23 protein-coding genes are annotated in these 24,613 nt (G+C 73.6%); 6 read left to right on the plus strand and 17 right to left on the minus strand.

Features of this window, described 5'->3' with window-relative positions; genetic code table 11:
- Nucleotides 1–217: 217 nt before the first annotated feature.
- Nucleotides 218–1,336, minus strand: coding sequence for a hypothetical protein (locus ABID81_RS09365; RefSeq protein WP_354594532.1), 1,119 nt, complete (start codon nt 1,334–1,336; stop codon nt 218–220).
- 207 nt (nt 1,337–1,543) lie between these two features.
- Between ABID81_RS09365 and ABID81_RS09370 the strand changes: the two genes are divergently transcribed.
- Complete coding sequence (locus ABID81_RS09370) at nt 1,544–2,866, plus strand: hypothetical protein (protein WP_354594533.1); 1,323 nt, start codon at nt 1,544–1,546, stop codon at nt 2,864–2,866.
- A gap of 106 nt (nt 2,867–2,972) precedes the next feature.
- On the opposite strand, the gene ABID81_RS09375 is transcribed toward ABID81_RS09370, so the two are convergent.
- A complete protein-coding gene (locus tag ABID81_RS09375) occupies nt 2,973–3,575 on the minus strand; it encodes a hypothetical protein (RefSeq protein WP_354594534.1) in 603 nt (200 codons plus the stop codon).
- 76 nt (nt 3,576–3,651) lie between these two features.
- Here ABID81_RS09375 and ABID81_RS09380 point away from each other — a divergent pair, with 76 nt between their 5' ends.
- On the plus strand, nt 3,652–4,248 hold the full coding sequence (locus tag ABID81_RS09380; protein ID WP_354594535.1) for a hypothetical protein: 597 nt from the start codon (nt 3,652–3,654) through the stop codon (nt 4,246–4,248).
- A gap of 26 nt (nt 4,249–4,274) precedes the next feature.
- Here the strand turns inward: ABID81_RS09380 and ABID81_RS09385 are convergent, their stop codons facing one another.
- Complete coding sequence (locus tag ABID81_RS09385; protein ID WP_354594536.1) at nt 4,275–4,844, minus strand: GNAT family N-acetyltransferase; 570 nt, start codon at nt 4,842–4,844, stop codon at nt 4,275–4,277.
- Nucleotides 4,845–5,053: 209 nt separating this feature from the next.
- On the opposite strand from ABID81_RS09385, the gene ABID81_RS09390 reads away from it, so the two are divergent.
- Nucleotides 5,054–5,206, plus strand: coding sequence for a hypothetical protein (locus ABID81_RS09390; protein ID WP_354594537.1), 153 nt, complete (start codon nt 5,054–5,056; stop codon nt 5,204–5,206).
- 145 nt (nt 5,207–5,351) lie between these two features.
- Here ABID81_RS09390 and ABID81_RS09395 read toward each other — a convergent pair whose 3' ends face one another.
- Together ABID81_RS09395 and ABID81_RS09400 are read right to left on the minus strand one after the other, a co-directional pair.
- Nucleotides 5,352–7,109 (minus strand): MDR family MFS transporter, encoded by a 1,758-nt coding sequence (locus ABID81_RS09395; protein WP_354594538.1) that lies wholly within the window; start codon nt 7,107–7,109, stop codon nt 5,352–5,354.
- A 7-nt stretch (nt 7,110–7,116) separates the two neighbouring features.
- Complete coding sequence (locus tag ABID81_RS09400) at nt 7,117–7,806, minus strand: TetR/AcrR family transcriptional regulator (protein ID WP_354594539.1); 690 nt, start codon at nt 7,804–7,806, stop codon at nt 7,117–7,119.
- A gap of 213 nt (nt 7,807–8,019) precedes the next feature.
- On the opposite strand from ABID81_RS09400, the gene ABID81_RS09405 reads away from it, so the two are divergent.
- A complete protein-coding gene (locus tag ABID81_RS09405; protein ID WP_056261424.1) occupies nt 8,020–8,283 on the plus strand; it encodes a hypothetical protein in 264 nt (87 codons plus the stop codon).
- A 9-nt stretch (nt 8,284–8,292) separates the two neighbouring features.
- Here the strand turns inward: ABID81_RS09405 and ABID81_RS09410 are convergent, their stop codons facing one another.
- Together ABID81_RS09410 and ABID81_RS09415 are read right to left on the minus strand one after the other, a co-directional pair.
- Entirely contained in the window at nt 8,293–8,562 is a 270-nt protein-coding gene (locus ABID81_RS09410) for a hypothetical protein (RefSeq protein ID WP_354594540.1), read from the minus strand.
- 74 nt (nt 8,563–8,636) lie between these two features.
- On the minus strand, nt 8,637–9,101 hold the full coding sequence (locus tag ABID81_RS09415; RefSeq protein ID WP_354594541.1) for a MarR family winged helix-turn-helix transcriptional regulator: 465 nt from the start codon (nt 9,099–9,101) through the stop codon (nt 8,637–8,639).
- Between the two features lie 314 nt (nt 9,102–9,415).
- On the opposite strand from ABID81_RS09415, the gene ABID81_RS09420 reads away from it, so the two are divergent.
- Nucleotides 9,416–10,714, plus strand: a complete 1,299-nt coding sequence (locus ABID81_RS09420; protein ID WP_354594542.1) for an NAD(P)/FAD-dependent oxidoreductase — start codon at nt 9,416–9,418, stop codon at nt 10,712–10,714.
- A 217-nt stretch (nt 10,715–10,931) separates the two neighbouring features.
- On the opposite strand, the gene ABID81_RS09425 is transcribed toward ABID81_RS09420, so the two are convergent.
- The 9 genes from ABID81_RS09425 to ABID81_RS09465 form a co-directional block, all read right to left on the minus strand.
- A complete protein-coding gene (locus tag ABID81_RS09425) occupies nt 10,932–11,645 on the minus strand; it encodes a hypothetical protein (RefSeq protein ID WP_354594543.1) in 714 nt (237 codons plus the stop codon).
- Nucleotides 11,646–11,729: 84 nt separating this feature from the next.
- Nucleotides 11,730–12,476, minus strand: a complete 747-nt coding sequence (locus ABID81_RS09430; protein WP_354594544.1) for an NADPH-dependent F420 reductase — start codon at nt 12,474–12,476, stop codon at nt 11,730–11,732.
- Between the two features lie 210 nt (nt 12,477–12,686).
- On the minus strand, nt 12,687–14,381 hold the full coding sequence (locus ABID81_RS09435; RefSeq protein WP_354594545.1) for a hypothetical protein: 1,695 nt from the start codon (nt 14,379–14,381) through the stop codon (nt 12,687–12,689).
- Between the two features lie 98 nt (nt 14,382–14,479).
- Nucleotides 14,480–15,532: a hypothetical protein gene (locus ABID81_RS09440; protein WP_354594546.1), complete on the minus strand. Its 1,053-nt coding sequence runs from the start codon at nt 15,530–15,532 to the stop codon at nt 14,480–14,482.
- A 186-nt stretch (nt 15,533–15,718) separates the two neighbouring features.
- Nucleotides 15,719–16,420 (minus strand): TetR/AcrR family transcriptional regulator, encoded by a 702-nt coding sequence (locus ABID81_RS09445; RefSeq protein WP_354594547.1) that lies wholly within the window; start codon nt 16,418–16,420, stop codon nt 15,719–15,721.
- 64 nt (nt 16,421–16,484) lie between these two features.
- Complete coding sequence (locus tag ABID81_RS09450; RefSeq protein WP_354594548.1) at nt 16,485–17,885, minus strand: LamG-like jellyroll fold domain-containing protein; 1,401 nt, start codon at nt 17,883–17,885, stop codon at nt 16,485–16,487.
- Between the two features lie 129 nt (nt 17,886–18,014).
- Nucleotides 18,015–18,536, minus strand: a complete 522-nt coding sequence (locus tag ABID81_RS09455) for a hypothetical protein (RefSeq protein ID WP_354594549.1) — start codon at nt 18,534–18,536, stop codon at nt 18,015–18,017.
- Nucleotides 18,537–18,718: 182 nt separating this feature from the next.
- Nucleotides 18,719–20,431, minus strand: a complete 1,713-nt coding sequence (locus ABID81_RS09460) for an ABC1 kinase family protein (RefSeq protein ID WP_354594550.1) — start codon at nt 20,429–20,431, stop codon at nt 18,719–18,721.
- Nucleotides 20,432–20,436: 5 nt separating this feature from the next.
- Nucleotides 20,437–20,979, minus strand: coding sequence for a PadR family transcriptional regulator (locus ABID81_RS09465; RefSeq protein ID WP_354594551.1), 543 nt, complete (start codon nt 20,977–20,979; stop codon nt 20,437–20,439).
- A 390-nt stretch (nt 20,980–21,369) separates the two neighbouring features.
- Here ABID81_RS09465 and ABID81_RS09470 point away from each other — a divergent pair, with 390 nt between their 5' ends.
- The gene (locus tag ABID81_RS09470) at nt 21,370–23,643 is read left to right on the plus strand and encodes an Ig-like domain repeat protein (protein WP_354594552.1); all 2,274 of its coding nucleotides are present in this window, start codon (nt 21,370–21,372) and stop codon (nt 23,641–23,643) included.
- Nucleotides 23,644–23,778: 135 nt separating this feature from the next.
- On the opposite strand, the gene ABID81_RS09475 is transcribed toward ABID81_RS09470, so the two are convergent.
- Nucleotides 23,779–24,564 carry an SDR family oxidoreductase gene (locus tag ABID81_RS09475; protein WP_354594553.1) on the minus strand — a complete coding sequence of 262 codons (786 nt, stop codon included), beginning with the start codon at nt 24,562–24,564 and terminating at the stop codon, nt 23,779–23,781.
- Between the last annotated feature and the right edge of the window lie 49 nt (nt 24,565–24,613).

Raw genomic sequence — 24,613 nt, forward strand, 5'->3', positions numbered from 1 at the left:
CATCGCGGACGAAACAAGACCCCCCTGTCCATCACGCGAACGGGGGGTACGAGAAAAGTGCGGAGACCGCAGGAGGCGGGGGGGGGGGGGGCCCCGCCCCCCCCCCCCCCCCGCCCCCCCCGCGGCGGGGGGGTACGGATAATTGGGGGCCCCCCGGGGGGGGGGGGGGGCGGGGCCCCCCCCCCCCCCGCCTCCTCGGGCCCCTCGGGGATCGAGGTCAGGCCGTGGCCGCCGCGCGGGCGACGTAGCCCTCGGCGAGCCGACCGCTCGCCGCCTCGGCGTCGGGCACCGTCCCCGGGTCGACCGTGAGCCGCACCCAGTCGTCGCCGAGCACGAGGTCGGTGACGCAGGCGTCGGCCGAGCACGACCGGTAGGCCCGGTCGCCGTCGGCGAGTCCGGGCACGCTCACGGCCGTGTCGGGGTCGACGAGCCCGAACTCGATGCGCTGGTCGAGGGCCCAGGCCCCGCCGGTCAGGACGCTCTCGTCGCTGTAGGGCGTCGTATCGGCGAGGATCGAGCACGACGTGGCCACCGCCCGGCTCCAGGCCGCGGCGTAGACCGACCAGCCGCCGCCCGGGGTGAGCACGAAGAGGTCGTCGCCCGCGCCGAAGGCCTCGCGCTCGACCGCGGCGTCGGCCACGCACGACCAGGGCCGGGCCGGGCCGCCGAGCGGCCACGGGTCGTCGGACACGTCGGCGGACGAGACGACCTCGGTCACCTCGGCGACGACCGGCGCGAAGCGTTGCTCGGGCGTGGCCTCGGCAGAGGGGTCGAAGCCCGAGGCGAGGATCGACACCCAGGTGTCGCCGACCAGCTGGTCGAAGGAGCAGCCGCGGAAGGTGTCGTCGCCGAAGCACCGGCCGTCGGGGTCGTCACCGTAGATCTCGACGAACTGCGGCCAGACGTCACCGGCGTGCGGGAGCACCTGCACGAGCAGGCCGCTGTAACCGCTGCCCTCGGTCGGGTTGTTCTTGCCGTCCGACGAGGCACCGTCGTTCCAGGTGCACGACAGGCCGCCCTCTTGGGCGATCGCGTAGTCCGAGGGCATGACGGTGTCGCGGTCGTAGTGGTCACGCGGGGCCCACGACGCGTCGAAGGCCGTGGCGGTGCCGGCCGCCAGCAACCCGGCGCAGTCCACCCCGAGCTCGGTGACCGGCGAGTCGGCGGCGGGTGGCGGCGTCGTCGCCGGCCCCGAGGTCGCCGGCGTCGTCGACCCCGCCGTCGGCACCGCGTCGTCGTCCGGCGACCCACCGCCGCTCGTGCACGCCACCAGCAGCACCGTCGTCGCGAGTGCCCCCGCCAACGCCGCCCCGACCCGACCCGTCATCATCCCCATGGTTCGACGCTATCGACCGCAGGAGGCGCGGGTCGTCTCGATCGTGCAACGGCCGTACCCGAACGCCGCGCGGCGGGGGACAACCGCATCACGGTCTCATCACGACGCACCTCCGACGTCCCTCCGCCCCCCGGTCGGGCCGACCGGGCTGTCTACAGTCGACCGACCGCGCGCCCGATGCGCGGCACCACTCGTCCCGGGGGAACCATGTCCAGATCTCGCCGTCTCGGCGCCACCACCGCCCTGCCCGCCGCCGCGCTCGCCGCGGCCCTCGTCCTCGCGCCGACGACGGCGTTCGCCGCCGAGGGTGACCCCGTGGCCGTCGACGCCCCCGCGGCCGACGCCGCCCCGACGGGCGCGCCCGTCGCCGTCGACCCGACCACGGTGGCACCGACCCCGGCGGACGCCCCGGCGACGTCGACCGGCGACGCGGGGGCCGTGACCTCCGGCGACGACGCGACCGGCGCCTCCGGGTCCGGTGCGACCCCCGCCGAGGCCGACGCGCCGACCGGAGACGACGCCCGGCCCGCCGACGACGCGGCGTCGGAGGACGAGACCGCGGTGGCCCCCGGGCCGGTCGAGACGTCGGCGCCCGCCGAGGTCGCCGAGGTGTCCCCGGCCGACGAGGTGCCCGTCGACGAGCCGGTCGTCTACGGCGACGACTTCCAGATCCACCCCGGCATGGCGGTGTCCGTGTTCCCGTTCGGCTTCACGCCCGGCGACCTCGTCACCGCCGAGGTCGCCGGGGACGACGTCGAGGACGGCGACGGCTGGTCCTCGCTGTCGCCCCTTGAGGTCTTCGACGCCGACGGGGCCGCGACGTTCTTCGTCACGGCCCCGGCCGACCTGCCCGTCGGCGGGACCGTCACCGTCACCGTGTCGGACGAGCACGGACGCGTCGCGTCGACCGACTTCGCGGTGACCACGTTCGCTCCGGCCCCGCACCTCGAGGCGCCCACGGATGCCACGGCGGGCGTCGTGACGATCGCCGGCGAGAACGGCGTCGCCGGCGGATACGCCTTCGTCGAGGTCTACGACGCCGAGGACCTCCCGACCGACGAGGAGCCCCTCCTGCGGGCCGCGGCCGCCGACGAACCGGCCGACGAGCTCGAGGCGATCCCCGTCGACGTCGACCCGGTGCCCTACGAGACCAGCGGTGGCGCCGTCACCCTCGTCCCCGTCGACGCGACGGGTCGCTTCGCGGCACGGTTCGTGCTGCCGGCGGGCGACTTCGCCGCCGAAGCGTTCTCGTTCGACGCCGCCCAGACGACGGTGAGCGGCTTCTCGGACACCGTCCTGCTCTCGGTCGCCCCCGCCGTGACGGCCCCCGTCGTCTCGACGCCCGGCTCGGTCGCCCCGGCCGCGACCCCGGTGCGACCGGTCGTCGCCGCGACGCCCACCCGTCCGTCGTCGCTCGCCTACACCGGCTCCGACCCGTCGGGCGCCCTGGGCTGGGCGGTCGCGTCGGTGCTCGCCGGGGCGGGTGCCCTCGTCGCCGGGCGCCTGCGCCTGCGCCTGCGTCGCCGCTGAGTCGACACCCGTCGGCCACCACGCCGCCACGATGTGCACAGCCCGCCACGAGATCTCGTGGCGGGCTGTGTACATCGTGGCGGCGTCGGCCGCACCGGTGCCGGCGTCAGGGCGCGGGCTCGCCGGGTGCCGGAGGGTCGCGGACCACCTGCTCGGCCCCGGCCTTGTCGAGCATCCCCGGGAAGTTGAACCGCGCGAACCTGCCCGTCGGGTCGTGCGGGCTCACCGGTCGGGCGATCGAGGAGGCGCGGATCACCTCGACCAGCAGGTCGCGTCGGGCGTCGTCGAGCACGGGCGTCGACCGCTCGCGCAACAGGACGGACACCGACGGGCGGCGACCACGCGAGAGCTTCAGGAGCAGCCCGGCCTCGTCGTCCTGTACCGGGACGAGTTCGGCGCGGGTGATCTCGGCGAAGGGCACGACCCGCCGCCCGATGCGCAGCCGCCGACCCCGCAGGTCGACGGCGAAGGGCGCGTTCAGCCAGAGCACGACGTTCCAGACGACGGCGGCGATCGTGGCCCAGAGCACGAACCAGATCGGCACGGCGATGAGGCCGAAGAGGTCGACGGGCGAGTCGCCCGACGACTTGGAGAAGAACGCGCTGGCGGTCCCGAGCAGCACGGCGGCCGGCATCGCCACGCGCATGACGCGGACGAGCAGGCGCAGCTTGGGCTCGTCGTCGAAGACGATCCAGGTCTCGTCGGGCATGCCGTCACCGTACCGGGCCGACGCCCCGGGATGTCGGCGAGCGCCCGCCCCCTCCCCTTGGAGTAGACAATCCCTCATGGACAAGGCCGCCCTCGACCCGCCCCGAACCCCGTCCGAGAAGGCGCTGCAGTCCCGTCAGCTGTTCCAGGTGGCCGTGCAGGTCCTGCTGGTCCTGCTCTTCGTCGCGCAGCTGAGCTTCCGGGCCGAGACCCGGGGCCACGACGGCATCTGGTTCGCGATGCTCGCCTTCGTGGTCGCGTTGGCGGCGGCCGACGTCGTGCTGGTGGTGCGCCTCCTGGCCGTGACCTCGTGGCGGAGGCTCCCCGTCGGACCCGACGAGCGCCTCCTCTGGGGCACGTTCGCCGAGCGGGTGCTGCCATCGGGAGGCGCGGCCCACCCCGGTCGCCTCGCCCTGTCGACGGCGCGGTTGCGCTACCTGCCCGACCCGATCTCGCGCCTCCGCGGGGCACGGGCCGAGGAGTGGCCCGCCGCCGGACTGCACGACGTGCGCATCACCCCGGTCGACGAGCGTCGTCGCCGCCGCGGCGGCCGGTGGGTGATGGTCGACGTCGAGGGCGGCGATCCGATCACGCTGATGTCGTCCGAGGCGCACCTCGTGGCGGACGAGTTGTTCGACGCCCTGAGCGTCGCCACCCCGGCACCGCGCGACTGACCCGCGCCGACCCCGCCACCGGCCCCTCAGGCGAGTCGCGCCTCCAGGCCGGCCCGCACGTCGGGCCACTCCGGGCGGACGATCGAGAAGTAGGCCGTGTCGCCGACCGTGCCGTCGGCGGCGATCCGGTGCGATCGCAGCACGCCCTCGGGCACGGCGCCCAGCCGCCGGATGGCCGAGGCGCTGCGGAGGTTCCGCGCGTCGCAGCGCAGTGCCACCCGGTTCAGCCCCAGGGCGTCGAACGCGTGGGTGAGCAGCAGCAGCTTCGTGGCGGGGTTCGTCCGTCCTCCCCAGAACGCACGGCCGTACCAGGTGCTGCCGATCTCGACCCGTCCCTGCGCCGGCGCGAGGTCGTAGAGCGTCGTCGTGCCGCGCACCTCGCCGTCGTCCGCGCCCCGCACGGTGAAGGCGAGGGTCGTCGGGGCGGCGAGCTGCGCCTCCACGTGGTCGGCGTAGGCCGCGACGCTCGCCGGTCGGGGCGTGACCATGCCCGCCCACAGCTCGTCGTCGGTCAGCGGCCACAGCGCGTCCGCGTCGCCGACCTCGAGCGGGTCGAGACGCACGCCGCCACCGGCCAGCCGCACGTCGTGGATCACCGGGCTCCGCCTCGCGCACTCATGGCCACCACCCTACGAAGGGCCGCATCGGCACCGCCACCCGGGCGTCCCGCCCCCTTCGCGCCACCGCGCGAATCCGCTACGGTGATGCCGCGGCCGCCCACGAACTGGGGGCCGCGGCACGACCCCACCGTGCCGCACCATCGTCAGACGCGCCCGACCCGACGGGCCCGCCCGAGGAGACACCCATGAGCACCCACGGCACCCCCACCCGCCTGCGCGAGGACGACGTCGACGGCGTCGTCTGGGACGCGGCCCAGGAGGCGCGGCTCGCATCCGCCGCCGCCCGCACCTCGACGGCGGCCGCGAGCCTGCCGGCCCCGGGCCCCGCGGCCGTCTGACCCGGCGCGCCCGCCCCGGCTCCCCCCTGCGCCTGCCCCTGCCCCTGCCCCTACCCCTGCCCGGACGAAGAACACCGTCGAGTGGACAGGGCACCGTCGCAGGACGCGGTGCGCCGTCCATTCGACGGTGTCTTGATCCGGTCGGCTACGGCCGGTCGGCATCCTCCCGGCCGTCGTCTCGCGCGTCGACACCGTCGAGCGGCGCGACGGGAGCCCCGGTGGCCACCGCACCGGCGGTCGCGGCCTCCGACGCCGTCCCGGCACCGCGCCTCCCGGCACGCCCCTCGCCACGACCGTGTCCGGCCCGCGCGGCGGCCTCGAGCTGCTCGGCCTCGTCGCCCGAGAGCGCCTCGCCGCGCGACACCATGCCCGCCACGTCCGACAGCTCGATCTGGGGCAGGAAGAGCGAGAGCACGAACGCCACCGCGATGAACGGGATCAGGTAGGCGAAGACCGGCGCGAGCGAGTCGGCGTAGGCCTCGACGACCAGGCGACGGACCTGCTCGGGCAGCTGGTTCAGCGTGGCCGGGTCCAGGGTCGCCGTGGCCTGCGAGGCGTCGTCGGCCGAGGCCCCGGCACCGGTGAAGACGTCCGTGAGGTTCGAGGTGAGCCGACTCGTGAACAGCGCACCGAAGATCGCGACGCCGAGCGCGGCACCGACCTCGCGGAAGTAGTTGTTCGTGCTGGTCGCCGTGCCGACGTTCTGCGCGTCCACCGAGTTCTGCACGACGAGCACCACGACCTGCATGATGAGGCCGAGGCCGGCGCCGAACAGGAAGAGGAAGACACAGATCAGCCAGAGCGGGGTGTCGGCCGTCAACGTCGTGAACAGCGCCATGGCGATGCCCGTGAGGACGGTGCCGACGACGGGGAACACCTTGTAGCGACCGGTCTTGGTGATCAGGTTGCCCGACACGATCGACGTGCCGATCAGGCCGACCATCATCGGCAGCAGCAGCAGGCCCGAGACCGCGGCCGAGGCGCCCGAGGACATCTGGAGGAACGTCGGGACGAACGCGATGGCCGAGAACATGCCGATGCCCAGCACGAAGCCGACGGCCGTGGCGAGGACGAACACCTTGTTGCGGAAGAACGACAGCGGGATGATCGGGTCGTCGGCGCGCGACTCGACGAGCACGAAGAGCGACGCGGCGACCACGACGCCGGCACCCCAGAGCCAGGTCTCGGGGGCACCCCAGCCGTGCTCGTCCTGGCCGCCGAACTCGGTGAAGAAGATCAGGCAGGTGGTCGCGGCCGACAGCAGCACGACCCCGAGCACGTCGATGCGCTTCGTGGCCTTCTTGCTCGGCAGCGTCAGGGCGGCCCAGGTGATGGCGAACGCCACGATGCCGACCGGGATGTTGATGTAGAACGCCCACTGCCAGGTCAGGTGGTCGACGAAGAAGCCGCCGAGCAGGGGTCCGCCGATCGCCGAGAGGCCGAAGACCGCGCCGAGGGGGCCGAGGTACTTGCCGCGCTCGGAGGCGGGCACGATGTCGGCGATGATCGCCTGCGACAGGATCATCAGGCCGCCGCCGCCGAGACCCTGGATCGCGCGGAAGACCACGAAGGCCCAGAAGTCGGTCGCGAAGGCGCACCCGATGCTGGCCAGGGTGAAGATCGCGATCGCGACGAGGAAGAGCGAGCGGCGCCCCAGCACGTCGCCGAACTTGCCGTAGATCGGCATGACGATCGTGGTGGCCAGCAGGTAGGCCGTGGTGATCCAGGCCTGGTGCTCGACGCCGCCGAGCTCGCCGACGATGGTCGGCATGGCCGTCGACACGATCGTCTGGTCGAGGCTCGAGAGCAGCATGCCCGAGATCAAGGCGCCGAAGATGATCCAGATGCGTCTCTTCGTCAGGAGGAAGGGCGCGTCGGCCTTCGCGGCGGTGGTGGTCGTCATGGCTGGGTCACAGCGCCTTTCGGTCGTGGTCGGCGGGGAGGGTCGGTGCGGCTGCCGGGGTCGGCGACGCGGAAGGGGTAGACGCCGCGAAGAGCCCGCGGGCGATGGCGAGTTGGGCGTCGAGGACGGCGTCGAAGCGCTCGTCGGCCCGCCCCTCGGCGGAGAAGAAGCGTTCGAAGGCGCGCTGGACGAGGCCCGTGAGCAGGGTCACGGCGACGTCGATGCGAGGGTCGCCCTCGTCCAGCCCCTCGTGCGAGGCGACGGCCGCCACGATGCGCCGCCGCTGCTCGTCGCCCTGCCGCATCATGGCCCCGAACAGTCGCGGTTCGCGGTCGAGGGCGGCCTTGAAGTCGGCGGCCTGCCCGCGGGTCAGGCCGACGTTCTCGACCCGCTCGACGACCAGGGCGCCCAGGTCGTCGAAGACCGTCGAGAGGACCGGGAGGCGCGGGTCGCGTCGCGAGGACGCGTACCCGTCGAGTGCCTCGTCGTCGTCGTCGAGCGCGACGCCGACGACGACGTCCTCCTTCGAGGCGAAGTGGTTGAAGAAGGTGCGACGCGAGATGCCCACCGAGGCGCAGAGCTCTTCGAGGGTGAACCCCGAGAGCCCGTGCTCGGCGGTGAGCCGCCTCGCGGCGGCGGTCAGCTCGAACCGGGTGCGCTGCCGACGCTGGGCGGTCTTGCCGGTGGCGAGGGCCATCGCGCGCCTCCTCGGTCTCGTCGCGGTTCGTGGTCGGCGACGTCGCCGGGGCCGGTCGGCCGAGATCGATGATTGCACTCCGAGGCCAGGAGTGCAATTCTGCTCCCTGTGAACCTGCCGGGTGACGAGCCTGCCTGGGGGCTACGCGGCAGAACGGTCAGCGTCCGCTGGGAACGCCGTCGATCGGCGGCACCCGTTGCCTACGCTGGCCCGATGAGTGCACCGAGAGCCCGCCGCGTCTGCCTGTCGGTCGCCGGTTTCGCCCTCGTGGCGATCGGCCTGGCCGTGCTGGCGTTCACCTTCGACTGGGACGCCCCGACCATGTTCGGCCTGCCCGCCGGCCTCGCCGGCTTCTCGCTGATGATCGCGGGCGCGATCGTCGCCGAGGTCGGGTTCCGCGGTGCGGTGAAGGCCAGGAGGCGCGAGGTCGCGATCCGCAGGCGCGCCCACGTCACCGACCTCGAGCGCACCTCGTAGCGCGTCGCGTCAAACCGTCATCCACTTGATCGCGGGGTAGAGCACCCGGGCGATCTTGCGGGGGCAAGGGAACGACGTCCGCGTGCCGTCGTGCTCGGCCAGCGTGATGACGGGCTGGTCGGCACCCGGGGCGTAGTCGACCGTGGCGAGGGATTCGGCCGTGATCTCGTGCGTGCTCGGCCGGCCGGCGGTGTCACGCAGGACGTAGACGAGACGGTCGTCGTGCACCTGCATTCCGTGCTGCGCGTCCCCTGCCGTCCAGGTCACCGAGAGTCTCACGAGCCGACCTTATCGGGTCGCGGGCACACCGGTCCCGGCCGGTCCGCCCGGACGAGGAGGCGCGGGGGCGTCCGTCAGGCGACGAGCGACCCGAGGGCGGTGCCCAGGTCGCGGAAGACCGCTTCGGCGACGGACCGGCGCGAGGCGGGCAGCGCCTCCTCGACGGCCCGGCCGTAGAGGGCGCCGGCGTCGTTGACGCCCGCCGCACCGTCGGCGGTCAGGGCGAGGACGAAGCTGCGCCGGTCGGTGGGGTGCTGCGACCGGTTCACGAGTCCGGCGGACTCGAGGCGGTCGGCGAGGGCCGTCATCGCCCCCGACGAGAGCCCGAGCGCCTCGCCCACCTTCTTCGGCGGGGTGTCGCCCTGCACCGACAGGTGCACGAGGGCGAGGAAGTCGGTCGACCCGACGCCGATGCGCTTGGCGAGCTGGTCGTTGGCGAACGCGATCTGGGTCTGCAGGTGCTGGAGCGCGATCAGCACGGCGGCGATGTCGCCGGTCTGGGGCTCGACGTGCGTCGAGGCCGTGGGTGAGGGGGTCATGGGGTCTCCGGGGGTTCGGGTGCCACCGCGATCGGGTCCGCTCGTGTGGACGACACATGTCGCTTTACTGACGAGCAACTCGACCAGCGAGTAGTTCGATGAACGTAACATCTGCTCGGGCGGGCGACAAGACCCCCGGTCGGGTCGGGACCCGTCTCGGCGGACCCCGCCCGAGGCCGTGCCCGGGGACCTCGCACCGGGGGTACGAGCGGGCCCACGAGGCGAGTAAACTCGCCGCGGACTCGCCGCCAGGGTCCGGCCAACCGGGGTCGACGACGATCCGACGACACGATCGACACCGCAGGAGCACCCCCATGACCGCAGACACCCGCCCCCACGTCGTCATCGTCGGCGGCGGCTTCGCCGGCATCGCGGCGATGAAGTCCCTGCGCGACGCGGACGTCCGCATCACCCTGATCGACCGTCACGTCTACAACATGTTCCAGCCGCTCATGTACCAGGTGGCGACGGGCGGCCTCAACGCCGGCGACGTCACCTACTTCCTGCGGAGCCTGCGCTCGAAGCAGTCGAACGCCGAGTTCCGCCACGGGCTGCTCACGACGGTGCGCGCCGACGACCGCATCATCACCCTGCGTGACGGCGAGGAGATCGCCTACGACGCCCTCGTGCTGGCCAACGGCGTGAACACCAGCTACTTCGGCACGAAGGGCGCCTACGAGTACGCCTACTCGATGTACTCGCGGTCGCAGGCGCTGCGAATCCGTGACGAGCTGTTCACGCAGCTCGAGAACGCCGCGGCCTCGCAGGGCAGCGGCGAGGTGCGGGTGGTCATCGTCGGCGGTGGCGCGACCGGCGTCGAGATGGCCGGCGCCCTGGCCGAGCTGCGCGACCAGGCCCTCAAGGACGCCTACCCCGAGATCGACGCGTCGAGCATCACGATCACCCTCGTGCACCGCAGCGGCGAGCTGCTCAAGCCGTTCTCGCCGCGCCTGCGCAAGTACGCGGCCAAGGTCCTGCGCAAGCGCGGCGTCGACCTCCGCCTCGACACGGGCGTCGAAGAGGTCCGCCCCGACGGCGTCGTCACGGCGGACGGCGAGTTCGTCCCCGCCGAGCTGGTCGTCTGGGCGACCGGGGTCGCCGCCCACGCCGAGGTGGCCGGCTGGGGCGTGCCGCAGACCCACGGCGGGCGCATCCAGGTCAACGACGACCTCACGGTCAAGGGCCTGGACCGCATCTTCGCGGCCGGCGACATCGCCGCCACCGACGACGCCCTCGCGCAGCTGGCCCAGCCGGCGATCCAGGGCGGCGAGCACATCGGCGAGCAGATCGTCCGGATGCTCGCGGGCAAGAAGCCGACGCCCTTCAAGTACCACGACAAGGGCACGATGGCGACGGTCGGCACGAACGCCGCCGTCGTGCAGCTGCCGAGCGGCATGACCATGACCGGCCCGCTCGCCTGGTTGCTCTGGGTCTTCGTCCACATCACGAGCCTGCTCGGCAACGGCAACCGCCTGTCGACCCTGACGCACTTCTTCGTCCGGTACCTCTGGGCGTTGCGCAAGCGCGCGATCCCCATCGTGGGCGACGTGCGCCCGGTCCGCCCCAACGGCGACCGCGCCCCCGAGCAGTGGCAGACCGAGAAGGTCGAGTAGCAGGCCGACCCTGCCGGGTCGGGTGGGCGGCCCTGCCGGGTCCGGTGGGCGGCCCTGCCGGGTCGGCGGCGGCTCGCGTGAGGTGACCCGCGCCTCCTGACCGCCCGAGACCGAACGCGAAGAACCCCGTTTCGAACGATGAACCCGGAAGAAACGGGGTTCATGGTTCGAAACGGGGTTCGAGGCTGATCCGGCACGGGCCGGATCAGGTCCGGAGCTACTCCGTGGCGACGGTGATCTTCGCGACGCCGACGAGCATCTCGTCCTGGACCGCGTCGGTCTTGAAGGTCTGGTTCAGCAGGGCCGCGGCGTCGGGGCTGATGTGGACGGTGGTGCCCTCGAGGACGGCGTTGGTGCCGTCCATCTGCAGGGGCTTCAGCGTGCCACCCCAGAGGTTGAACAGGTAGGCGTCCTCGGCGGCGACCTGGCCGTTGGCCGTCACGGTGCCGTAGAGCTTGCTCTCACCCGGGTCGATGCGGAAGTCGGTCAGCTCGACGACCGTGCCGTCGGCGGCGGTGAGGCTGATGCCCGAGCCGTCGTGGTCGATCTCGCCCTGGACGTACGGGCGGACGTCGCTGTCAGGCCCGTAGTAGTCGACGTTGCCGCCCGTGATCGGGAACGCGAAGGTGCCCGTGGTGGAGTCGAACGTGGCCGAGCCCACGACGCCGGGGGTGAGGCCCAGGCTGGTCAGGGCCGAGACGAAGGACGCGTCGACGGCGACCTGGGTGTCGACGCCCTTGCTGAGGTCGGCGATCGACGCGGCGGGCGTCGACGCGGCGGACGGCTCGGACGAGGCCGAGGCGGACGACGACGAGGTGTCGGTCGACGAACCGGAGTCCATCGAGCACGCCGCGAGGCTGAAGACGAGGGCGCCCGAGGCGACCAGGCCCAGCGTGGTCTTGGTGATGTTCTTGCGGGTGAAGGCGTTCATGGTGGTGCTCCTTGTCGTTGGTCCCGGTGGGGATGTACAGGGTTCGCCACCACGGCCGAAACGGATTGGAACGCCCTCGACCCGTCACCCGGCGGGTACCTCGGAGGGGTCCTCGGCGAGGTGCTCGGTGGCTCCCCCGACGGGTTCGGCCCACCCGCGGGCCCGCGCGACGGTCAGGCCCCGCTGGGACGTCCAGAAGCCCCGCACCGTGTCGATCAGCTCGGCCGCCCCGACGTCGGCGCCGAACGCCAGCGAGCCCGGCTCGAGCGCGATGCCGTCGGCCAGGGTGGGCAGGGCGACGGGGTCGAAACCGACGGCGTCGACGAGCGCGGCGACGACGTCGAGGGCCGCCCGGTCGTCCGACGCGAGGGCGATGGCGCTGCGGTCGGGGTCGCCGGCCGGCAGGGCTCCCTCGTCGAGGTCGTGGTAACCCATGTGGTTGAAGCCCTTGACCACGCGGGACGCCGGCAGGTGGCGCTGGACGAGCTCGCTCGTCGAGGTGCGGACGTCCGAGAGGTCGTCGCGGAGGCCGTCGGTCTCCCACCAGTAGTTCATGGCGTCGACGACCACCTTGCCCGCGAGGGCCTCGACCGGCACGGAGTCGAGCTTGCCGAGCGGCAACGCCAACACGACGACGTCGGCGTCACGGGCGGCGTCGGCCGACCGGACCGCCCGCGCACCGGGCGCGATCACGTCGACGATCAGCCGGATGCGCTCGGGGTCGCCCGAGCCGGCGAGCAGGACGGGGTGGCCGGCGGCGTGGAACAGGCGGGCGAGGACGGTGCCGACCTTGCCCGCGCCGAGGATGCCGATGGTGGGTGCAGACGTCATGTGTCGTGCAACCGAGCGGGCGGCCCGTCGATTCCGAGGTGACCCGCCGGGGAGGCCGCGCGCCCGTGAGCGCCCCCGAGGCGTCACCTCGACGGCACGCCCGCGCGCGCGGCGATGCACCGCAGGCCCCTGAACCAGGTCTGCGGTGCACCGTCGGTGTGGAGCGTCGCTCAGGTGCGAGCGGCGCGGGTGCGGGTCAGGCGCGAGCCGTCAGGCGCGGGCCGAGCGGCGGCGGGCCGCCACGAGCAGGCCGAGCCCGGCGAGCAGCGCCAGCAGGCCGCCCACGAGCGGGGCGGTCGCGTCGTCACCCGTGAAGGCGAGCGACGAGTCCGCCGCGACGGCCGAGGAGGCGCGGGCCCCAGAGGCGAGGACGCTGCGGTCGGTCGCGGCCACCGTCACGAGCGCGACTCCGGTGGTGCCGGTGGTCCCGGTCGTGACCTCGGTGCCGTCGGTGCCCGGCGTGGTCGTGCCGTCGTCACCCGGGGTGGTGGGCGTCGTCGGGTCGACCGGGTCGGTCGGGTCGAAGGGCTCGGCCGGGTCGACGGGGATCGTCGGGTCGGTCGGGTCGGTCGGCATGGTGGGGTCGGTCGGCGTGGTGCTGGTCGTCCCTCCGGTGGTGTCGCTGTCGCCGATCACCGAGACGGCGTTGCCGCCGATGGTGACGGGCAGTCCGATCGAGGGCACGACCTGCGTGCCACCGAGGATGCCGTCGTCACCCGACGTCGTGCCACCGGTGGTGCCGGTGCCGGTCGAGCCGGAACCCGTGGTCGTCCCCGTGCTGGCCGAGTCGCCGACGACCGAGACGGCGTTGCCGCCGACGGTCACGGGCAGTCCGACCGAGGGCACGACCTGCGTGCCACCGAGGACGCCGTCGTCACCCGACGTCGTGCCACCGGTGGTGCCGGTGCCGGTCGAACCGGAACCCGTGGTCGTCCCCGTGCTGGCCGAGTCGCCGACCACCGAGACGGCGTTGCCGCCGACGGTGACCGGAGCGGTCACGTCGGGGATCACCTGGCTGCCGCCCGCGACCGAGTCGTCACCGCTGGTGACGGCACCGGTCGAACCGCTGCCGGTCGAACCGGCACCGGCCGAACCCGTGCCGGCCGCAGGGGCCGTCGTCGTGTCCGTGCTGCTGCTGTCGCCGACCACCGAGACGGCGTTGCCGCCGACGGTCACGGGCAGCCCCACCGACGGCACGACCTGCGTGCCCCCGAGGATGCCGTCGTCACCGCTCGTGGTGCCGGCACCGGCGGTGGCGTCGTCCGCCGCGCCTCCTGCCGGAGCACCGGTCGTGCCACCGGTGCTGGCCGGGTCGCCGATCACCGAGATCGCGTTGCCGCCGACCGTGACCGGCACGGTCACGCCGACGACGGCCTGCGAGCCCGACCCGACCGAGTCGTCACCCGAGGTCGCGGCCGGGGCCGCAGCAGGGGCGGCAGCCGCCGGGGCAGCAGCCGGAGCCGCGGCGCCGGTGCCGGCCGAGTCGCCCAGCACCGAGACGGCGTTGCCGCCGACCGTGACGGGCACGTCGACCGAGACGATGCCCTGGCTGCCCGAGAGCAGGCCCGATTCGCCGCTCGTCGTCGTGACGGGTGCGACCGGTGCCGCCGGAGCGGCGGGTGCGGGCGCGGCAGGCGCCGGTGCGGCAGGCGCCGGTGCCGCAGGTGCCGGTGCCGGTGCGGCGGGCGCCGCGGCCGGGGCGGCCGTGCTGCTCGAGTCGCCGAGCACGCTGACGGCGTTGCCGAGGGCCGAGACCGGGGCCTCGACGACGGCGCCGACCTGGGTGCCCGAGAGCAGCCCGTCGTCGCCGGTGGTGGTCGCCGCGTTCGCGGCGGTCGTTCCGAGGGCCCAGATGCCCCCGACGAAGAGTGCTCCCACGAGCCCTCTCGAGACGTACTTGTTCACGATGTTCTCCAAGAGATGAGGTGTGTGGTGCCGCGTGGTCGCGGCGGGGTCGCTGATGTCGCCGGCAGCAGGGGGCTGCAGGGGCGACGCGACCGGCCTCAGTCGGGAGAAGAGTCGGTGTCGTACGCAGGCGTCGACGGGAGGTCGTCGTCGCCGTCCGCGGACCCCGTCGAGACGGCGAGTCCGGGAAGCTGGGAGGCGCGGGTCGCGTCGACCGCGACGGCACCGCCGGTCGCGCCGCCGCCCGAGGCCTGGCCGTTCGCGCTGCCGCCGGTGGCCGAGGGCAGGGCGGGTGCGCCGTGGTCGTCGCCGGCGGGCGAGTGGGCCGGACCGGGGGCGGGAGCCAGGGGCGCGGTGGTCGAGTCGACCGGGGTCGACGCCGTGGCCATGCGGTCGCGGAGCGTCGAGAGAGCGTCGGTCGGACCGACCGCCGAGGACGACGACGCGTCGGCCACGACCGCCGCGTCGGCCGTGCCGGCTGCCGCATCGCCGTCGAGCGGGCCGACGACGCCGACGGCGTCCGGGGTCGTTCCCGCGAGCGCGCCGTCCGCAGGGACGTCGCCGCCCGGCCGGGGCGTGACGCCCCCCGGCACGACCGGCGGGACGATCGGGGTGGCCGGGGCCGCCGCCGAGTCGCCGACCGCGGCGAGGCCGTCGTCGACGACGCCGGTCAGCGGGTCGGTCACGGTGGAGACGGGTGCCGGGCCGGCGACGGCCGGGACGACCGGGACGGCCGCGACGACCTGGTCGACGGTCTGCGAGACGGGCGCGACGACCGACGAGACGGGTGCGGCGGCCGCGACGTGCTGGACGACCTGGGGCACCACGGGTGCGGCGGCCTGGACGACCTGCTGGACCGGGGGTGCGACGGCGGTGGCCTGGACGGCGACGTCCGTGACCTGCGACACCGCGCCTCCTGCGGTCTGGCCCACGGCGGCCACGGGGGCGTCGAGCGAGCCGGAGACCTGGCCGACGGCCGAGGTCACGCCGCCGAGGAGCGACGAGGGAGCCTCGTCGGCCGAGGCCGACGTCGACGAGAAGGCGAGCCCGAGACCGACCAGGCCGATCGCGGCGAGCCCCGAGAGGCCGAGGAGGCGCGCGAGACGGAGCGGGGCGGGTCGCCTCGTCGTCGTCTCGGCCGTCTGATCCACGGCGCACCTTCTTCGGTCGCGTCTCCAGCCGGGTCGGTCGGGCCCGGCGGCGGGGAGTCTCACCCCTTCACCGCGCTGGTAAGACGCGATGTGGGGTTCTTTCTACGCCGATGAGGCGGGGTTGTCCATGAGTTCGCCTCAGATGTACCCCGATCCCCACCGGCGGCCCGGACCGCGCGGGGCGCCTCAGACCAGTTCGAGGTCCCAGGCCGGGGGGACGTAGACCGAACCCCAACCGGCGCGGAGGCGCGTGACCGCCCGGTCGAAGGACGCGACGACGTCCATGTCGCGTCGGACCATCGACTGCAGCTGCAGCCCCTCGTAGAGGGCGATCAGCTGCTCGGCACCGCACGACGGCTGCATCGTGTCGGGCTCGCGTCCGAGTTCGACGTCGCGGGCCAGCGAGGCGTGGACCAACCGGTAGAACTGCTGCCACTGGTCGTGCAGCAACGGGGCGGCCGGGTGGCCCGGGGTCGCCGCGACGTTGACGACGGCGCTGAGCAGTCGCATGAGGGCGGGTTCGGCGGCGTTGGCGGCCACGATGGCGCGGAGCAGGGCGATCGTGCCGTGCGTCTGGGCGAGGGGCATCAACGGTCGGGTGCGCCGGCCGACCCAGAGGTCGACGGTCGCGAGGACGAGGCCGTGCCAGTGCGTGAACTCGTCGCGGACGGTCTTGACCGGGAGGCCGGCGGCCTCGGCGACGAGTTCGAACGAGGCCTCGTGGAACGCGTTGTCGGTGAAGACGCGCATGGCCGCCTCGACGATGGCGATGCGCCGCCCGACGGCGGCCGAGGGCGCGCCGAACGGGGTGGTGGGGGTGCTGGGGGTGCTGGGGGCCGTCGACCCGGCGGGTGTCCGGGCCGGTTCGGGATGGGTCTCGTGGATCACGGATCGACGTTACGGAGTCCGCTCGCGGCGGTCGACGCCCAGTCCGGGGCACACCGGGCCGCGGTCAGCGGCCTGCCGAGTACCGGGCGCTGACCTCGGCCGGCGTCGAGGCCACGTCGAGGACCGTGGTGTCGTCGAGGTCGCCCTTGTAGTACCTGCTCGTCGGCATGGACGGCCAGGCGCCGTTCATCCCGTCGTAGCCGATTCGCCAGTAGCCCCGGAAGTTCTCGGCGGCGGACTGGGTCGACGAGGCGACGCTGGCGCCGTCCACGTAGAGCACCATGCCCGACGGGCCCAGGGTCACCGTGGCGAGGTGCCAGGCGCCGTCCGTGTAGGCCCGCGGACTCTCGATCGAGAAGTAGCCGGCGTTGTAGACGCCGAAGATCAGGGTGCCCTTGTCGGTCAGGTAGAGGTGGCGGTCGTACTGGGTCGACGCCCCGGCCTGGCTGTTGCCGAAGCTGATCAGCTTGCCGCCCGTGGTCGTGGTCGTGCGGAACCACGTCTCGACGGTGAAGACCTGGGGTCCGACGAGGCTCTCCCCCGTGGTGATCTGACCGGACACGCCGTCGAGCCGCACGAAGGGGCTGTTGCCGGCCGCACAGGTGCCGTCGCGGATCGTGGCCCCCTGCGTGAGCGTCCCCGCGCGCCCGTTGCCGCTCGCGTCGCGGGCGGTCGTGCCGGCTCCGTCGTTGAACTGGTACGCGAACCGGGCCTGGGCGGCGACCGGACGGTCGAGGCAGGCGAAGCGCGAGGTGGCGAGGGACGCGCGCGTCGACGTCGTGGCCGAGAAGGCGGCGTGGCTCGACCCGACCACGGCGAAGAGCACGGCCACCCCGGCGACCACCGCGAGCACCGCGCCCGAGGCCCGCGCCACGCGGGTCCGCCCCGTCGGGGGCGTGCGCGCTCGGTGACGCGAGAGGGCGAGCGGGTCGGCGACGCCGTCGGTCGTCGGCTCGAGCCGGGTCGCGGCGAGCAACAGCAGCACGACGAGCGACACGACGAGCACGCCCAGGACGCGGTCGCCGCCCTGCCACAGCATCGCCGAGCCGATCGCCGGCACGAGCAGCACGCCCACGCCGCGGACCGCCTCGGTCGGGACCAGGCTCGAGTCGACGTCGGCGTTGGCGTCACCCCGCAACCGCAGCCCGTCGTCGGTGGTGTCGACGAGGCGGTGCAGGCGCAGCGCACCGGCGCGGTCGGGGTCGTCCACGAGCAGCACCTGGCCCGCGTCGAGGTCGTCGGTGGCGACGGGCATCGCGACGACGACGTCGCCGGCGACGATGGCGGGCGCCATCGAGCCCGACACGACGGTGGTCGGCGACCAGCCCCAGAGCGCCGGGACGGCCGCCCAGAGCAGGAGGCACACGGCCGTCGCGAGGACGACCCGCGCGGTCGTCGCCAGGCACAGCGCACCCCAGAACGACAGAGCGGTCCGGCTCTGCTGGTCGGCGGTGGCGGTCGTCATGGCGGCGTGGCCGGGCTCGGAGGTCGACGAGGGTCGACGACCGGGTCAGCGCGTCTGGGCCTCCCAGGTGAAGGCGATCGCGGCCCGGGAGTCCTGACCGGAGTTCGGCGTCGACTGGTTGAGCGTGTACTAGAACTTGAACGACCGCGACTCGGCGGTCGTGCCGGCCGGCGACCACGTGGGGGCGCCGTCGGCGTAGCCGGTGCGCTGGCTCGCGAAGTCGGCCAGCGTGCCCGAGAAGACCTGCGCGTTCTGCGAGGCGGGGGTGAACGAGTCGCACGAGGTGCTCGAACCGCCGGTGCCCTGCTGGATGGTCAGGTCGAGGTACGACGAGAGCGAGTTCGTCGTCGTCGCCGACGTGCCGTAGAGCCGGACGGCCGAGGGCGCGCTGCCCTTCGACGTGACCGTGATGCACTTCGTGCCGCTGTCGCCGGGCACGAGGTTCGAGGCCGAGAACAGGGCCACGTCGGCGTCGTCGTCCGTGAGCTGCACGGTGCCGGTCGACCAGTTGCTGGTCGGGTTCGAGGTGGTGGCGGAGAAGGCCGAGTACGAGGCCGTCGAGATGATGGCTCCGGAGGCGATGACGGCGACGGGCACGGCGGCCCAGCGGGCACGGCGCGTCCAGCGGGCGCGACTGATCGATCGGGACATGTCGGGGAGTCCTTCGGGTGGGGTGCGTCGGGCCCCCGTGGTGCGGGTCGGGAGGGGGCACGGACGAGTCGGCACGGTGCCGATGATGCGAAAGTACCGACGAATCGTCACGTCGGTAAGGGTCCCGGTGTCCCCAGTGAGGGGGAACCCCCTGTACCCCGTTCGGGCCCCGAGCCGCGCCGTCAGCGCCCGCGGCCGGCCAGCAGGGCGTGCAGCAACGGCACCGCCGAGGCGACCATCAGCACGGTGCCGAGCACGTCGTCGCCGCTGCGCAGCACGGCCCCGGCGACGAGCAGCGCCCCGAAGAGCACGGCCGAGACGACGCGGCGCGCCACCCGCTCGATGCGCCCGAGCTGCCGCTCGATGCGCGGGCTGCCCACCTCGAGCGACCCGTCCTGCAGTCGGTCGACGAGACCGTCCAGGCGGCCGGGCAACCGGGCGGCGACGGACGCGGCGTCGAGGGCGCGCCGTGCGACGTCCTGCACCGCGTTGCCCCTCTCGTCACGGATCAGCTGTGCCGCGTACGGCTCGACCGAGTCCCAGAGGTTGAAGCTCGGGTCGAGGGCGCTCGCGACGCCCGACGTCAGCGTCATCGCCCGCAGGACGAGCAGGAAGTCCTCGGGCAGCTGGAACGGCAGCGATCGGATGAGGTCGCCGAACTGACCGGCGAACTCGCGGTACTCGCGGGGGTCGACCTGACGCAGCTCGGCGAAGCCCATGCCGCCGAACCGGGCGAAGGTCGCGCTCACGGCCCGTTCGAGCCCGACGGTGTCGGCGTTCGGCAGCAGGACGCCGAGATCGCGCATCGCGGCGACCATGCCCGAGCCGTCGCGCGACGCCGCGGCGATGAGCAGCTTGCGGAGCCCGTTGCGGGTGCCCGTGGGCACCTCGCCCATCATGCCGAAGTCGATGAAGGTGAGCTTCCACGGTCGCGCCCCGTCCACCGCGTCGGGCACAGGGGTCACGAAGATGTTGCCGGGGTGCGGGTCGGCGTGGAAGAACCCGTGGGTGAAGAGCTGGTCGAACATCACCTCGGCGAAGACCGGCGCGACGTCGGCCGGGTCGATGCCCGCCGCGGCCAGCGCCTCGACGTCGGTGATCTTGATCGCCGAGACGTCGTCGAGCACGAGCACCCGCCGCGTCGTGCGCTCCCAGACGACCTCGGGCACGCTGACCCGGTCGTCACCGGCGAAGTCGGCCGCGAAGCGGGCCGAGTTGGCCGCCTCGTTGAGGTAGTCGATCTCCTCCAGGCTGGTGCGGGCGAACTCCTCGACGAGCGCGGGGGCGTCGACCCGGTCGGACACGAGCCGGACGTGGCTGAGCCAGCCGCCCACGCGACGCAGGGCCGCGAGGTCGACGTCGACGATCGCGTCGATGCCGGGCCGCTGGACCTTGAGCACGACGGCGTCCAGTCCGGTGTCGGCCGAGTCGGCCGGGCCGAGCGTCGCCCGGTGCGCCTGACCGAGCGAGGCCGCGGCGATGGGCGACGGGGCCACCGAGGTGAAGACCCGCTCGAGGGGTCGACCGAGCTCGGCCTCGGCGAGCGCCCTGATGCCCTCGAACGGCACGGGCGTGACCTCGTCCTGCAGGCCCTCGAGCTCTTTCGTGATCTCGGGCGGCAGCACGTCGAGGCGTGACGACAGGTACTGGCCGACCTTGATCATCAGACCGCCGAGGTCGAGGGCGAGGGCGTGGAACCCCCGTGCGAAGCGGCGCATGCGCCGCGCCCTGGTGCGTTCGGCCACCCGCCTCAGGCCGAAGCGCGGCAGCACGAGCTCGAACCACCAGGTGACGGCCAGGTGGCGCGAGGCGAAGCGGAGGATGCGGCGGTATCGGGCGCGACCCGCGGCGTCCTGGAAGGCGGGACGGGACGGATCGTGTCCGGCGGACGACACCCGCGTCAGTCTCGGGCGAGGATCGAGTAGATGCGACGCCGGGCGTCGTCCAGCACCGCCACGGCCTCGTCCACCTGCTCGGGCGAACCCGAGCGTCCGACCTGCGCCGTGGCGCGGGCGAGGTCGACGCCGGCCTTGGGCAGCGCCGTGTACCGGTCGCTCGACGAGGGTCCGGCGGCACCGAACGGCATGGAGTCGTCGGCTCCGGCGACGGCACGGCCGGCCTCGGTGAGCGAGTGCACCTTGCGACCGTCGGTCTCCTCGGCGGTGACGAGGCCCTCGTCGATGAGCAGCTGCAGGGTCGGGTAGACGGAGCCGGCGCTGGGCTTCCAGTCGCCGCCGCTGCGGTCCTCGATCTCGCGGATGATCTGGTAGCCGTGCATGGGCCGTTCGGCCAGCAGCGCGAGGATCGCGGCGCGCACCTCGCCCCGCGGCGCGCGGGTGCCCTCACGGCGGTCGAAGGTCGACCGCAGCTGCTCCATGGCCTGCCACATGCCGTCGAGGCCGGTGCCCGTGCCGAAGGTGCCGGCGGATGACGTCTTGTTCATGGTGTTCTCCTTCTCGAGGGTGGAACGGGGTCGAACGACACCCGGACGATATACCCCGGCGCCCCGACGGTCCGGGCTGACACCCAGACAGGGGAGGCGCGTCCGCCGTGGTTCCGAACGCTCCTGTTCTGGGGGTGCCCCGTCCTCGGACGGGGGGTTCGCGACGGGACACGACGGTGGTTGTGTTCCATGCACGGGCATGAACCCCCGTCGACGGCTCAGGCCGTCACCCCTCCGGCGTTCCCCGACGTCCGCCGGAGGAATCCCTGCCGCCTCGGCGTCCCCCGACGTCCGTCGAGGCGGCAGGACCTCCGGCGTTCCCCGACGTCCGCCGGAGGCCCACCACCCTCGGTGACGACCCGCGCGCCGAGACAGCCCCGGAGTCCTCCCATGTCCTCGTCCCCGACCCGCCGCCTCGCGGCGACGACCGCCGTGGCCGCACTGCTGCTCACCGCCCTGGCGACCACCCCGGCCCAGGCCGCGTCCTCACCCACCGACGACGCGCCTCCCGTGGTGGCGGCCGCCGCCTCGCCCGCGGGCGTGACGGCCGACCTCTCGGACGACATGGTCGAGGTCCCCGCCGCACCGTTGATGCGGGCGCAGACCGACGACGACGTGTCGCGCGCCTCGACCGTGACGACCCACCCCGTCTACGTGAGCGTCGCCACGGTGACGGCCACGACCTCGGACGACTCCGCCACGCCTCCCGACGAGGCCTCGATCCGCACCGCGGTCGCCCAGCTGCACGACTACTGGTGGGAGGAGTCCGGGCACACCGTCGACGTGACGCTCGGCGGCATCGAGACGCGCCCGCTCGACCAGGCCTCGTGCAACCCCTCGACGGTGCTCAACACCGTGCACACCTCGGCCTTCGACGGCCGGTTCGCCCGGTACGCCTGGGCCGGCACGAACGAGCACCTGCTCGTCCTGACGCGGGAGACCTGCGGCACGACCGCGTTCGGCACGGTCGGCGGGGACGGCGGCGAGATCTTCAGCTCGTACGGCACGGGCACCGCACTCGGCGTCCCCGTGCTGCTGCACGAGTTCGGCCACAACCTCGGCTTCGGCCACGCCGGCGCCGGCATGTGCCGCAGCACGACCTCGTTCGACGGGGCGGCCGGCGACTACCGCTACGCCACGTCCACCGACACCCCGGCCGCCTGCCCCGTGCTCGAGTACGGCGACTTCCTCGACATCATGGGCTACTCGGTCTCGTCGGCCCGACCCCACCTGTCGTCCGTGCAGCGGGTGCGGGCCGGGTACCTGACCGACGTCACGACGCTCAGCGGGGCGGGCACCACCCGCCAGGTCGTCGTCGGTTCGCTCGACGGCGCCGCGACGGGCCGGGCCGTCAAGGTCGTCGACCCGATCAGCGGGCAGGACTACTACCTCGAGTACCGGACCGCCACCGGCCAGGACGCCACCAGCGCCGAGTTCGGCGGCCGCTCGTCGTCGTGCGCGCTCGTCGCACCGGGCTTCACCCGCTGTGCGCTGACCAGCGACAAGGCCACGGGCAGCGTGCGCGTGCTGCGCCCCCTCACCTTCTCGGGCTCCGTCACCTCGACCGTCGCCCTGGCCGTCGGCCTCGACGCGAAGGCCGACCCCAGCCGTCGCGACACGCACCTCGACGCGGGCGAGTCGTTCACGAGCGCGGACTCCGGCTTCACCGTGTCGGTCCGGTCGATGTCGCCGTCCGGAGGCGCGGTGCTCGACGTCACGCTCGCGGGCGCCGCGAAGCAGACGCCCACCGTCGCCCCCACCCCGGCGCCCGCCACCGCCACGACGAGCACGCTGTCGGTCGACCGCACGCGTCAGACCTACGGCTCGCCGACGCGCGTCACGGCCACGACGCGGGTGACGACGGCCGACGGGTCCGCCCCGACCGGCACCGTGACGGTGCGGGACGGCTCCACCACGGTCGGCTCCGTGCGGGTCGGCACCGACGGACGGGCCGCGGTGACCCTGCCGGGGACGACCGCCGCGGGTGCCCACCCGCTCCGCGCCTCCTTCGTCCCCGACACCGCCGCCCAGGCCGGGTCGGACTCGGCGACGGTGACGGTCACGGTCGACAAGGCCGCCTCGACCGCGAAGCTGACGCTCAACCGCAGCACGCAGCCCTACGGCACGTCGCCGGTCACCGCGACGGTCGCCGTCACCGGCGTGGCCGGGGTCGCACCCACCGGCACGGTGGCCGTGTCGCTCGACGGCCGACGCGTGGCGCAGGTCGCGGTCTCGGGCGGCAAGGCGAGCTACGCGGTGCCCGCGACGACGGCCGTGGGCACGCACCGCCTCGTGGCGACCTTCACGCCGCGCGACGCGTCGATCGCCGCGTCGACGAGCGGCACGGCGACCCTGACCGTGACGAAGGCGCCGTCGACCAGCGCCCTCGCGACGGGGACGACCTCGGTCAAGAGGAACACCGCGCCGAGCGTCACGGTCACGGTGGCGGCCAAGGGCGTGCGCAACCCCACCGGCACCGTCACCGTGAAGGTCGGCACCCGCGTCGTGGGCAGCGCGAAGCTGCCGGCGACCGGCGCGGGCAAGGTCACCGTGCCCGTGTCGAAGTTCACCAAGGCGGGCACGTACTCGCTGTCGGCCTCGTACGCGGGGACCGCCACGGTGTCGACGAGCGTCTCGAAGGCGGTGAAGGTCACCGTCCGCTGACGCGCTGCTCGTCGGCACGACGACGAACCCCGATCACGACGACGAACCCCGATCTCTCGGGGTCCGTCATCGTGGACGGGCTTCGAGGGCTCAGGAGGCGCGGGGCGACATCCCGGGACGCCACCGCCCCCTGCGTCAGTACTTCGCGGACTGCCCGCCGTCGATCGGCACGACCGCCGCGTTGACGTACGTGGCGTCGTCCGAGAGCAGGAACGCCACGACCGAGGCGATCTCGGCGGCCTCGCCGTAGCGCTTGGTCGGGTTGACCTGGATGAACTGCTCGGCGGCGCCCTTGGGGTCGTCGGCGTCGATCTGGCGCATCGAGGCCTCGACCATGGGGGTCCAGATCGCGCCGGGCGCGATCGCGTTGACGCGGATGCCGAACTCGCCGTACTCGACGGCCGAGTTGCGGGTCAGGCCGACGACGCCGTGCTTGGCGGCGGCGTAACCCGACTGGTTGCCGACGCCACGGATGCCACCGACGCTCGCGGTGTTGACCACGGCACCGCCGTCGCCCTGGGCGCGCATGACGCCGAGCACCTTCTCGAGGCCGAGGAACACCCCGCGCAGGTTGATCGACACGACCTTGTCGAACTCGTCGGCGCCGAACCGCTCGGTGAGGTTCTGCCTGCCCTCGATGCCGGCGTTGTTGAAGAACCCGTCGATGCGGCCGAAGCGCTCGACGGTGGCCGAGACGTAGCGGGCCACGTCGTCCTCGCTCGAGACGTCGGCCACGACGGTCAGCACCTCGGCGCCCGCGACGGCCTCGAGCACGGCGGCCTCGGAGTCGGCGAGGCCCTTCTCCGAGACGTCGACGAGGGCGAGCTTCGCCCCCTCGCTCGCTAGGCGGACGGCGGCGGCACGGCCGAGGCCGGACCCCCCGCCGGTGACGAGGACGACCTTGTCGGTGAAACGCTGCATGGGAAGGGCTCCGGTTCTCTCGTGTGCGGGGCCCGACACGGCGCCGGGC

Origin of the sequence: Frigoribacterium sp. PvP054, from assembly GCF_040547465.1 — a bacterium.
Lineage (GTDB): Bacteria > Actinomycetota > Actinomycetes > Actinomycetales > Microbacteriaceae > Frigoribacterium.